General features: G+C 41.5%; 9 protein-coding genes. 2 read left to right on the plus strand and 7 right to left on the minus strand.

The features are described from left to right. Positions 1 to 24: 24 nt before the first annotated feature. Complete coding sequence (locus tag MKZ03_RS18125) at positions 25 to 1,539, minus strand: methyl-accepting chemotaxis protein (protein ID WP_095285597.1); 1,515 nt, start codon at positions 1,537 to 1,539, stop codon at positions 25 to 27. Between the two features lie 319 nt (positions 1,540 to 1,858). Here MKZ03_RS18125 and MKZ03_RS18130 point away from each other — a divergent pair, with 319 nt between their 5' ends. Continuing rightward, positions 1,859 to 3,196, plus strand: coding sequence for an amino acid permease (locus MKZ03_RS18130; RefSeq protein WP_034660513.1), 1,338 nt, complete (start codon positions 1,859 to 1,861; stop codon positions 3,194 to 3,196). Positions 3,197 to 3,228: 32 nt separating this feature from the next. On the opposite strand, the gene MKZ03_RS18135 is transcribed toward MKZ03_RS18130, so the two are convergent. The 5 genes from MKZ03_RS18135 to MKZ03_RS18155 all read right to left on the minus strand — a co-directional run bounded on the left by MKZ03_RS18135 (position 3,229) and on the right by MKZ03_RS18155 (position 8,861). Continuing rightward, a complete protein-coding gene (locus MKZ03_RS18135; RefSeq protein WP_034660514.1) occupies positions 3,229 to 4,335 on the minus strand; it encodes a DNA alkylation repair protein in 1,107 nt (368 codons plus the stop codon). A gap of 89 nt (positions 4,336 to 4,424) precedes the next feature. Next, positions 4,425 to 5,753 (minus strand): GntP family permease, encoded by a 1,329-nt coding sequence (locus MKZ03_RS18140; protein WP_113767919.1) that lies wholly within the window; start codon positions 5,751 to 5,753, stop codon positions 4,425 to 4,427. Positions 5,754 to 5,777: 24 nt separating this feature from the next. Continuing rightward, a complete protein-coding gene (gene gntK / locus MKZ03_RS18145; RefSeq protein WP_034660516.1) occupies positions 5,778 to 7,322 on the minus strand; it encodes a gluconokinase in 1,545 nt (514 codons plus the stop codon). 185 nt (positions 7,323 to 7,507) lie between these two features. Then, positions 7,508 to 8,365, minus strand: coding sequence for a MurR/RpiR family transcriptional regulator (locus tag MKZ03_RS18150; RefSeq protein ID WP_060597627.1), 858 nt, complete (start codon positions 8,363 to 8,365; stop codon positions 7,508 to 7,510). 160 nt (positions 8,366 to 8,525) lie between these two features. After that, positions 8,526 to 8,861 carry a DUF3969 family protein gene (locus MKZ03_RS18155; RefSeq protein WP_341032546.1) on the minus strand — a complete coding sequence of 112 codons (336 nt, stop codon included), beginning with the start codon at positions 8,859 to 8,861 and terminating at the stop codon, positions 8,526 to 8,528. A gap of 542 nt (positions 8,862 to 9,403) precedes the next feature. Here MKZ03_RS18155 and MKZ03_RS18160 point away from each other — a divergent pair. Then, the gene (locus MKZ03_RS18160) at positions 9,404 to 11,080 is read left to right on the plus strand and encodes a hypothetical protein (RefSeq protein ID WP_341032547.1); all 1,677 of its coding nucleotides are present in this window, start codon (positions 9,404 to 9,406) and stop codon (positions 11,078 to 11,080) included. A 15-nt stretch (positions 11,081 to 11,095) separates the two neighbouring features. On the opposite strand, the gene MKZ03_RS18165 is transcribed toward MKZ03_RS18160, so the two are convergent. Next, on the minus strand, positions 11,096 to 11,995 hold the full coding sequence (locus MKZ03_RS18165) for a LysR family transcriptional regulator (RefSeq protein ID WP_034660520.1): 900 nt from the start codon (positions 11,993 to 11,995) through the stop codon (positions 11,096 to 11,098). Positions 11,996 to 12,133 lie beyond the last annotated feature (138 nt).

Genomic DNA, 12,133 nt, shown 5'->3' on the forward strand with positions numbered 1-12,133 from the left:
ATGAAAGAGGGCGGTTCTTGATGATTAAATACTCTTTGAATAGGCCACAAGGCGCTGAGACATGTGGTTCACTTCATCGACTGAAGCATTTACTTGCTCTGTTAAAGCAGCCTGTGTTTGTGTAAGAGCTGTCATGTTCGAGATATTTTCAAGAATTTCATCAATTTGTGTTTTCATTTCCGTTAAACTAGATTCGATATTCTCCGTTGCATTGGCACTATGAAGCGCCAGCTTACGCACTTCATCTGCAACGACTGAGAATCCTCTTCCTTGCTCACCAGCTCTCGCTGCCTCGATCGCAGCATTTAAACCAAGCAGGTTCGTTTGGTTCGCTACTTCTTTGATCAAGTCAGAAATATTTTTCGTCTCATCTGCACTATTTTTTGCTAGATTGGCAGCAGATGTTGACTGCTCTTGTGCGACAGCAAGCTCTTGCGCTTGGTTTGTCACAGAGCTGATGCCTGATACCATCTCGCTGATCGAACTTGAAAGCTGTTCTACTTGTGAAGCCATTTCATTCGCTGTTTTCTCTTTGTTTTTTTCTAACGTGATGTCACGAATGGTTCCAGCCACACGAAGAGGAACACCTTTTTCATCACGAATGGTTTCACCACCAGCATGATACCAGCGATACTCGCCATTTTTGCTCTGCAATCTGTAATCAATGTCAAATGGTGTGCGTCCAGAGTGATCATTTAAATGATCTGCAAAAGCTTGGAGAGCCTTTTCTTGATCCTCAGGATGCAGGCGATCGCTCCAGCTGCTTAACACGTTCGGGAAATCCTTTTCATCCGTAAAACCAAGCGTTTTTCTGAACTGCGGGGACCACCAGAACTCGTTATTCGGATTGACTGGATCGCCGGCCTCTACGACCATGTCCCAAGGAGCTTCCACAAGCGCACGGTTGATCAAGTCATATCTCGTCACGAATGCTTGCAGCTCTTCTTCTTTCAATTTCTGATCATGAATATCAAAAAGAGCTCCCGCTACACGAAGAGGGACGCCATTTCGATCACGAATGGTCGTGCCAGTTGCTTTGAACCAGCGATAATCTCCGTTTTTCAACTTCAAGCGATATTCGATATCATATGGTGTACGTCCCGAATGATCCAATAAATGCGAAGAGAATGCATTTAAGGTATATTCTTGTTCATCCGGATGGATTCGAGATGCCCAGCTGTCTAAAACATTTGGAAAATCGTGCTCATTTTGAAAGCCGATCATTTTGCGGAAATCATCCGTCCATGTGAACTCATTTTTTGGATTGACCGGATCTCCAGCGACAACGATCATATCCCATAAACCAACTTGAATGGCTTTTGTCACTAAATTCATCCGCATTTGAATATCTTCATTTACTTCCTGCATCTTTTGCAAAGCTTCATTTATTTGGGCTACTGCTTCAATCGTTTGACTTGAAGAGAATGCAGCAGTATCTATTCTTGCTGAAAGGTCTCCCTTCTCAATTCGTTCTACTAATTGACTACTTTCATTTAAAAGGGTTCCCGACGATGAATCATTCGCTTTTCTCATAAACATCTTTCATAACTCCTTTCACTTCTTCCTACATTTTTGAAATATTTTACAGTTATAAACAATTCTTTATTAGGACTTTAGTATCACAAAAGATATATCGACAAAAACTGAAAATTGTTTATGTCATAATTAAGGCAAATGTTCATTTTTTCACGAAGTTTCAGATTTTGGTGATGGGTCATGGAAAGAATTTATGGAAAAAAACGGCTCATTTGAAAGAAACAACCGCCTTTTTTGTCTGAAAAATCTCTTTTTTTATATTGACACTGACGTCCCGAAAAAAGAAAATGGAACATAAGCATTTTTAAAAAAGGAGAACGTCATGAGCGCGAATCAGGAACAACAAGAATTAAAAAAGCTTTTATCACCGCGTCACATTCGCATGATTGCATTGGGCGGGGTCATTGGTACAGGAATTTTTAAAGGAAGTGCCGATACAATCGGTTTAGCAGGTCCAGGGGTCATCTTTTCCTATGTATTTGCCGGATTATTATTGCTCATCGTGATGGCAGCCTTAGCTGAAATGGCGATTGTCTATCCGGGAAATAACCTTCGTGACCTGATACAGATTGCGCTTGGTCAACGTTTTTCATTTGTCGTCGGCTGGGTTTACTGTTTCATGTGGCTCACTGTGTGTGTCATTGAGATTATCGCGGCAGGCAGCTTGCTTCAATACTGGATGCCGAACGTGCCGCTATGGTCACTATGTTTACTCTGCTCACTCTTAGTCATCGGAATTAACTTAAATAATGTAAAATACTTTGGTGAAATTGAGTTTTGGTTCGCTGGAATGAAGATTTTCGTTATTATTGTGTTTATTATTCTTGGTGCAGCCCTATTATTTGGGATCATTCCGAACGAACAAAGCACACCTGCACTCACCAACTATCAAAACTTCGTCCCGAACGGATGGGGTGCGATCTTTGCATCTTTATTAGTCGTTATCTTCTCTTACGGGGGCTCTGAATTGATCGGGCTGACCATTACAGAAACAAAGGATGCCGAGAAGGTCTTGCCTGGTGTTGTTAAAAGTATGATGTGGCGTATTATCTTATTTTACACTTTGCCGATTTTGATCATCTGCGGACTCATTCCTTGGAATCAAATTGATCCAAATAACAGCCCATTTGTTCAAGTCTTTTCAGCAGCCGGTATGCAAGGCGCCTCTCACTTCATTAATTTTGTATTGATTACAGCCGTTTTATCTGCGGCCAATTCTGGCATTTATGGAACGACGAGAATGATGCATTCTCTTTCTAAATCAGATGGCGGTCCGAAAAAGCTGGCACAGGTCAATAAAAGAGGCGTACCCATTTTGAGTTTATGGGTGACCGTTCTGTTTCTTCTCATCGGAACATTCTTTGCTTACTTATATCCAGAGCAAATTTTCAGCTATATGCTGGCTATTCCTGGTTTTGCTGTTTCACTCATTTGGATTAGCATTTGCATGGCACATCTGAAACTTCGCCCGAAATATCCACAGGAGCCGTATTTTAAGGTGTGGCTGTTTCCGTATTTGACTTTATTTGCAGGTCTTGTACTAAGTGTGAGTTTTGTGATGTTTCTATTCAGACCTGAAAACTTGCCTAGCTCGATTATCAGCATCGGTTTCTTAGTCGCAGCCATCATTGCTTCATTCTTAATGAAAAAGAAGGCTTAAACGCTAAAACCCGCCATTGAGGCGGGTTTTTTTCATGAACTGCTGGCTTCTGTCACTTCAAAATCAACCGACGCTTTTGGGATACCGTTGATGATAATCGATAAAGTATGGGTTCCCTCATAATGTTTTCTCGTCGTCATATTTTGAAAAGACTGTGACCTGACGAATTCTCTATGTAACGCTGAGCCTGTTTCAAACTCTGTAATTTTAAATACCTTCTGATTGCGGGTCCCCCGAGCTTTGACGTAGTCTATGGCATACTCTACACGCAGCTTTAGCGGCTTATCGGCCTGAAGTGTAAAATGAAAAGTCATTTTCTCACCGATCCGAATAGGGTCTTGTACTATCTTCAAATCCGTTACCTGAACGGATGGATCGTCTCCATAGCCAAACAAAGCCATGATATCTGGATCTCCTTTTTTGAGTAAAGTACGGGATGCATGTTTGACAATCCAGTTCGTATGTTTGTTAGTTCCATACCAGTTTTGAACTGTCTGCTTCATCAGATCAGGCTGAATTGCTGAGATATCATTTAGATGGTTCGCTACACTTTTTTGCACATACCGCGCCGAGTCAGACTTCAAATTTTCCAAAATCGGCAGTGTGACCGAAGGATTTTTTTTAAGCGAAGGAACAGATAAGCCCCATGGCAGACGCGGTCTGCAGCCTTCACTAGCAAGCCTCCGTATATGCTCATTTTGATCCTGAGACCATACGAGCATTTGCGCCAGCATTTTGTCTTGATCTTGAATCAGAAATGGCCGAACGGCAAATTCAGAAGTGGAAAAAGGCGTGAAGAATTCGAGCGCCTTGATCGAGAGATCCCAATGTGCAAGGCCATATGTCTCGACATAGTCTGGAAATACGAGCGCACTAAGCCCTGAAAAATGCGGGGCTGCCTGACGCAGTACCTCAATTGCCTGCTTATAATCCTCAGGCAGACAGGCATGCATCGATTCAGTGACTCTTCTCATCCGTCCTTTTAACTCAAGCTGCTGCCAATCCTCTTGAAGCACGAGCCGCTGGAATTGCTCAGCATCAAATACAGTCGAAGCCTGTACAAGTTTCTCCGCTAATTCTTGAATAAATAATTCATGGTACACATGTTTTAATGGTTCGATCGTGTCCGCCTCCCACATCTCAATATCATTATTTTACCCCAATCTGAAGAAAGTGGTATCACAACAAGCAAAAACAGCCCAATTCCAAAGAACCAGGCTGTTGTTCGCTATATAAACATATTAATGATCATAATAAATGCAATAGCACTAACGGAAATGATCGTCTCCATAGCCGTCCATGTCAAAAACGTCTCTTTAATGGTCATACCAAAATACTCCTTGATCAGCCAAAAACCAGAGTCATTGACGTGAGATAAAATTAACGAACCCGCTCCTGTGGCTAACACAAGCAGCTCTCTGCTCACATCCGGCATAGTTGCAGCAATTGGGGCTACAATACCTGCTGCCGTCATCATAGAGACCGTCGCAGATCCTGTTGCTACACGAATCACCGCAGCAATTAGCCAGCTTAGCAAAATCGGTGAAATCGGCGAGTGTTTGGCTACATCTGCAATATAATCACCAACGCCCGAATCAATGAGCACATTATTGAAAGCCCCGCCTGCTCCAATGACAAGCAAAATGGAAGCGATTGGTCCTAAGCACTCGTTGCTAAATGAAAGCACTCGGTCACGGCTCATTCCTTGCATAAAGCCAAGACTGAAGAAAGAATACACCGTTGCAATCAGCAGTGCTGTAATTGGATCCCCGATGTACTTGAATACCTGGAACCACATATTGTCCTCTGGTAAGATAATGTCCGCCAATGTGGCAAGAAGCATCAGAATCACCGGCACCAATATGGTAAACATCGTATTCGCAAAGCCGGGGAGCCTTCGATCTTCATTTCGTTCAGTGAATTGCTTCCTCAGCATCTCCGGAACTGGTTTATGTATCCGTTTTCCAATCCACTTACCATACAGCGGTCCAGCAATAATCGCTGTCGGCAATCCGACAATTATAGAAAAGAAAATGGTTTTCCCCACGTTGGCATGATAGATGCCAACGGCTGCCATTGCCGCTGGATGAGGCGGCACTAGTCCATGCACGACAGACAAGCCAGCAATTAACGAGAGCCCAATTGTCACGAGTGAGATGCCTGTTTCAATGGCAATTGTAAAAAGTAAAGGAATGAGAAGAACGAAACCGACCTGGAAAAAGACAGGTATCCCCACGATAAAGGCAACAAACATCATTGCCCAATGCACATTTTTCGTCCCAAACCGGCCGATTAAAGTTTGAGCTATCCGCTCTGCTCCCCCTGATTCAGCCATCATTTTCCCAAGCATTGTACCAAGCGCTAGAACAATGGCCAGCAATGATAACGTATTGCCTAATCCCGTTTTAATCGATTGAATGATTTCCTGCAAATCCATTCCAGTAGCAAAGCCCACTAGCATCGAAGTAATAATTAAACTCACAAATGGATTCAGCTTAGCGACTGTAATGAGAATGAGTAAAAGGACAATCGCCGCAATCACGATGAATAAAAGCATGTTCTCCCACCTTTTCCCTGATGTTTAACGATTTTGTTTTAATTGCAGCGCACTAATGACATCAAATTCATCCTTCAGTTTGTCGTAGAGACGCTCATATAAATAAAACAGCTCTATGTAAGTTTCATTGTTCTTCATATTAGGTTCATGACGAGCAGAGATTCGAATCCACTCTTGAACCTCTTCTATCTCTTCCATATGACCTAAACTATGAAGTGCGAGGACAGCCGCCCCAAGTGCTGACGCTTCATAACTTTCTGGAACAAGTACTTCTCTGCCCATCGTATCCGCTAAAATTTGCCGCCACAGCGGAGATCGTGCAAATCCGCCCGAAGCTCTGACATCCTTTGCAGAACCGGTTAAATCTCTTAAAGCAACACCGATCGAGAAAACACTCATAATGACGCCTTCTAACACAGCTCTAATAAAATGCTCCCGCTTATGCTGGAGACCGATCCCAAAGAAGGTGCCTCTCGCATTTGGATTCCAATAAGGTGCACGCTCACCCGATAAAAATGGCAGAAACAGCAGTCCCTCTGAGCCTGCTGGAATCTTTTCCGCAATATCCATCATTAAATCGTAAGGGTCCACACCAAGGCGCTTTGCTACCTCCACCTCTGAAGATCCAAATTCATCCTTCAGCCATCTCAGCATGATTCCGCCATTATTGGTCGGTCCTCCCACAACCCAATGTTTATCTGTCAGCGCATAGCAGAACGTTCTTGATTGCTCATCTGTGATTGGTTTGTCTACAACCGTACGGACCGCACCGCTTGTCCCAATCGTAACAGCCACCTCTCCTTTTCCAATCGCGCCAACACCTAAATTCGCTAGAACGCCATCATTCGCACCAATCACAAATGGTGTATCTTCTTTAATGCCCATGCGCAGTGCAATCTCAGGCTGAAGTCCTCTCAGCTGATACGTCGTTGGGACAAGTTCAGACAGTTGACTGGCTTCAATTCCAGCAATACGAAGCGCCTGTTCATCCCATTGAAGCGTTTCCAAATGGAACAGACCTGTTGCTGAAGCGATTGAATAATCGACGACATACTGACCGAAGAAATGATAAAGAATATATTCTTTGATAGAAATAAATTTCGCTGCCTTCTTGAAGAGATCAGGTGTCATTTCCTTGATCCAACGTATTTTTGAAAGCGGTGACATTGGATGGATCGGTGTACCTGTCCTTTTATAAATGTGGAAGCCATCCATATCTGATAAGATTCGTTTCGCTTGTTCTGCACTTCTGTTATCTGCCCAAATGATACTGTTCGTTAACGCCTTGCCATCCTCATCCATCACAATTAAGGAATGCATCGCAGTACTAATCCCGATGCCAATGAGATTTGCTACATCAAATGCTGCTGTCGTCAATGCACCTCTTACACTCGCAATGACGGCTTCTAATATCTTTTCAGGGTCCTGCTCAACCCATGCTGGCTGGGGCTGAATGAGATCATAAGGTACTGAATGCTTCGTTATTACTTTCCCCTGTGGTCCAAACAGAACCGCCTTTGTACTTGTTGTTCCAATATCCAAACCAATTACCGCCTGGTTTCCCTTCATCTGTATCACGCCCAATCATTGATTTGAAATCAGATATGTAGTTTTTGATATACCTGTTAAATCCCATTATAAAAATATTTTTTTCGACATTCAACGACCGAAAAGAAAATTATTTTCATCCAAAAGCTCACAATCGTTACCATAGCAGCATTTTTCATCATCAGAAAAATTTATTTTTGGAATCATTACACCCTTTTTTGTGATATGGTTTCTCGCATTTGCTTTAAATTTGTTATTGTTTCCTGCTGCCTTAAGTGAGCAAGTGCAAAATATAGAACGTCAATGACAGTCAGCTGAGCAAGTCTTGCAGACATCGCTTCTGTTCGAAAAGCCGTTTCTTGCGTCGCTGTATACAACGTGACATCTGCAAGCTGACTCAATGGAGAGCGCTGATAGCTTGTAATGCCGATGGTTTTGGCTCCTTTTCCCTTTGCTGTTTTCATCGCATCGAGTAAATCTTTATTACGTCCAGAATGAGATATACCGATCACTGTACTGTGCTGGTCAAGGAGACCAGCAGACATCGCTTGAAAGTGAGAATCTGTGTGAACAATACAGTTGATACCTGTCCTCATAAATTTATGAAAAGCGTCTGTTGCAATGAGTCCAGACCCACCACTCCCATAAAACTCTAAGCGTTTCGCTTCATGTATGATTTGTATGGCCTTTTCTACATCCTCTGGATTCAACAATTGAAAGCTATCCTTTAAAGCGGATATATTCGCCTGAAAAACCTTTTGCATAAAAATCGCTGTATCATCATCAAGACTCATTTCTTCATCTACATAATTAGGCTTTGTTTGGTCTATTTCCTGGGCAATAGCAATCTTCAAATCTTGAAAGCCCTCAAATCCAAGCCTTTTACAAAGACGAAAAATCGTTGCCTCTGAGCTCGCTGTCTTTTTCGCAAGTTCTACAATAGACAAATGGATGATGTCGCGGGGCTCACTCGTAATATGTTCTGCAATTCCTTTCAGCTTTGGCGGCAATCCCCTGCTTGCTGCTCGTATTTTTTCAATACTACTTAAACTAACAGAAGCCAAATGACTTCACTCCTCCCTTATTGATGTGAACGCATACATTTCCTCATGTTCCCATCTTATAAAAAAGAAGCCTGTTTGCACAGACTTCTTTTCTAAGCATTCATCGTTTTGATTAATAAATCAGTTGGCTTCCTCCAAATTTTATACTACACACTTTAACTCAGCAATCTATTACATTATCTTCAACTACATTTTCTATATTTCTTTTTAGAAATTTTAAGCATTTTACCCTTATTTCTTCTAAACTATCACTTAATTCATGTGGTATTAAACTTTCTACATCTTCAAGTTCTGTTCCCAAATGAAGTATATTTATCAGTTCTTCATTTATTCCTTTCTGTTTTAAAAAATCGATAGTTCGCGGACTGAACATAAGCTTTTCCGCTTCTATAGTGATTAATCCTTCTTTTAGCGATATTATTACACCAATAATATTTATAACAATGATCCTATCTAAATCTTCATATGAAGAATATTTGAGTTCAATTTTATTCATCAATCATTTCACACTCCAACCTTTTCACATCATACACCAAACCAGATTTACTTTGAAAATAATGCACAGAAACCTTTTTTTCGTCTTTATATCCATCTTTATATACTTTTTTCCAAGTCCCTCCTTCAATCTGTTTTAACTCCGATAACAATTTTTTATTATTTACTGTAACTTTTTTAGTCTACAAAAATAGTACGGATGACAAGACCCCATACTGCATCGGCTCCTTTATAACCAATTTATACACTTTTGTCACTTGAAGAAGCCTCTCGAATAATATGGAATGTTACAGACGGTGAGAATAACGATACAATTAAAGTAAAAATAATTAGAAAAGGAAAATGATATATTTGAATGACATAACAAAATATTCACTATAATTTAATCATATAGCGCAAGGAAAACTTCATCTAAACTTCCGATATATAAGTGTCTTTTAAACTCATTTTTTTATAAACCTTATCTGTATGATTCTTATGAATCTTTTCCCCGTCTCACTCGTATATACTAAAAGAGTGATTGATTTGAAAGGAGATCTGTTTGTGGGATATATTTTGTTATTTTCGGTTGTGATCGGTCTGATTTTGACCCTTTTGCTCACACCGCTCAGATTTTTCGTTAGAAAGAAAGGAACAGAACAGCAGGTTCCGCTTGTGTGGATTGCAGGCCTTACTTTGCTGTTCATGGTCGGTATTTTTATTTTCTATTACATCACCAATTTAGATCGTAACCCTTCATCCCTATGGTTGATTGGACTTGTTGTGACAGCAGCAGGCGCCTTTTTGTCAGTTGGATTGGAGCGTAAGATCAAAGGCGTGCTGTTTCTTATTCTATTACTGCTCGGTGTTTATATGGCGACAGCTTTTCTATTCAATGCGAATGAGAAATTTGATGTCTCCAAAATGGAACAAAAAGTGGAAATCAAAGCGTTTGATGAGACGGAAACACCTGCAAGTGTACCGCCTCAATTCGCTCGGAACAAAATGAAGAAATCGTTTGGACAGGTTCCGAACACAAGCTACTATGAGCTTGGCAGCCTGCAAATCCAGAAGGTCAACGGTGAGTATGTGTACATCGCCCCAGTGGAATTCTCGGACTTCTTTAAATGGATTCGTTCGGGCAGTACGCCGGGTTACTTTACATTAAGTGCGACCGACTCATCTGCTAATCCAAAGTTTGTAAAAACAGAGATGGTTTATACGCCTTCCTCTTATTTCAACAAAGAAATTGAGCGGCATATCCGGCTTCAGTACCCTGATTTGATTTTCTACGGCGACACCCAGCTGGAAATCAATGATGATGGTAAGCCTTATTACATTCGCACGTATGGCGATTTTATCTCTGCCCGAAACGGCTTTAAAGCTTCAGGCGTAGTCGTTGTTGATGCCAAAACAGGTGCAACGAAGAAATATGCTCTAGATCAAGTACCTGCTTTTATTGATGGTGCTGTTTCACCAGAAGCGGTCAGTCTGCAAAACAGTTATTTCGGAAACTATATTCACGGGTTCTGGAACAGTATGTTTGGAAAATCAGATGTGAAGCTGCCTTCAGATGAAGGAACAGAAGCCAATGTAAGTCCAGTGTTTGATTCAAAAGGAGATATGTATTACTTCACAGATTTCACAAGTCCGAAAGAGGGCGTTGATTCGATGCTTGGGTATGCCCTGACAAATGCCCGGACAGGAAAAGCGACTTACTATACCGGTAATCTTGAAGAGTCCTACATGGATTCTCAAGGTGCTCTGCAAATTATTGAAAAACGATTCATCGAGAAGAAATGGAAAGGGCGCATGCCCATTCTCTATAATTTCTATGGAGAAGCCAGCTGGCTCACACCGGTTCTCGATTCAAATGGATTCCTGCAAAACTACTTTATCGTTTCTGCAGCCAATCCTGAAATCGCTGCGTACGCTTCAACACCAAACGAAGCATTGAGAGCCTATAAGACAGCTCTTCAAAAAGGCGGCGGCACCGTCAACAGTTCATCTAAGCAGGAAAAGAAAGAAGCTACAGGAAAAGTCAAACGAGTCTATAAAGAAAAGACCGGTGATTATACAACCGTCACCTTCCTGCTAGACGATGGGAAAAGCTACACCATGTCATCTGAAAAAGAACCTCTTGTCATTTATTTAAAAGAAGGCGATCAGGTCACCATGAAATACACAGATACAGGTGAAATCTTCCTTCCAGTTGATGAAATCAAAATCAAAGGATTATAAAAAAAGACGTTTCTCCTACTGAGGAGAAGCGTCTTTTCTCTCTTTCCTTAACAATTCAACGAGCAATTCTTTATTTTTATTTCCCCCTGTCATGGGTGACTCGACATAGGAGAATTTTCGTTTGAAATCCATTCCTCTCACAGAAATGACAGCCAATTCACCGCCAATGCTGCCTCGCTGGAGGACATATTTAGATAAAACGGAAAGCCCCATTCCGTGGATCACAGCTTCTTTAATCGCTTGATTGCTGCTAAATGTCACAAAGGTCCGTGCTTTCAGTCCATTTGATTTCAGGACGTGCTGTAAGTATTCTCCGGTACCTGATCCCTCTTCTCTCGTGATCCATGTTTCGTTCTGCAGTTGATCAATCGTGACATCCTTTTTCTTAGCAAAGGGGTGATCCAATGGCGCCACGATATAGAGCTCGTCTTCTAGAAAAGTTTCGACAGTTAGTTCTTTGTCATTGGTCTGTCCTTCGATTAAACCGATGTCGACATGGAATAAGCGGACATGTCTGGCGATCGCCTCTGTGTTATCAATGACCACCTCAATATCAACATGCGGATAGAGCTGATGAAACTCTGCCAATATTTGCGGCAGCACGTACTCTCCAATGGTGAAACTCGCCCCGATTGTCAGCTTCCCTCTTGCCAGATGATGATGCTCATAAATATCCTGCTTCGCCTGTTCATATAAACGAATAATTTGTTTTGATCGATGGTACAGCATATCCCCAGTTGGTGTAACCGTTAATTGCTTTGGCGAACGATTCAGCAGAACGGTCTGGAATTCCTGCTCCAAGTTCTTAATATGAAGACTGACACTCGGCTGAGAAATCCGCAGCTTTTGGGCTGCTTTTGTAAAGTTTTTCTCTTCCACAACTGTCACAAATGTCTTCAGTGCATCGTAATACATCGGTCCCTCTCCTATCAGAAATCTTAATCCAAAACCTTTCATATATATATCTTACTAATTCCTTCCCAGTGCGTAAAGAAGCGCTTACTGAAAACAATTTAATAAAAATATTTACTAACTTTTTTAAAGACTCTATAC

The sequence above is a fragment of the Bacillus sp. FSL R5-0431 genome (genome assembly GCF_038002985.1).
Lineage (GTDB): Bacteria > Bacillota > Bacilli > Bacillales > Bacillaceae > Bacillus.

Coding starts and splice junctions, on each gene's coding strand:
- MKZ03_RS18140 (WP_113767919.1), bottom strand. CDS start 5,753: ATGCTTTTATTCATCGTGATTGCGGCGATTGTCCTTTTACTCATTCTC.
- MKZ03_RS18125 (WP_095285597.1), bottom strand. CDS start 1,539: ATGTTTATGAGAAAAGCGAATGATTCATCGTCGGGAACCCTTTTAAAT.
- MKZ03_RS18155 (WP_341032546.1), bottom strand. CDS start 8,861: ATGAATAAAATTGAACTCAAATATTCTTCATATGAAGATTTAGATAGG.
- MKZ03_RS18135 (WP_034660514.1), bottom strand. CDS start 4,335: ATGTGGGAGGCGGACACGATCGAACCATTAAAACATGTGTACCATGAA.
- MKZ03_RS18130 (WP_034660513.1), top strand. CDS start 1,859: ATGAGCGCGAATCAGGAACAACAAGAATTAAAAAAGCTTTTATCACCG.
- gntK (WP_034660516.1), bottom strand. CDS start 7,322: ATGAAGGGAAACCAGGCGGTAATTGGTTTGGATATTGGAACAACAAGT.
- MKZ03_RS18165 (WP_034660520.1), bottom strand. CDS start 11,995: ATGTATTACGATGCACTGAAGACATTTGTGACAGTTGTGGAAGAGAAA.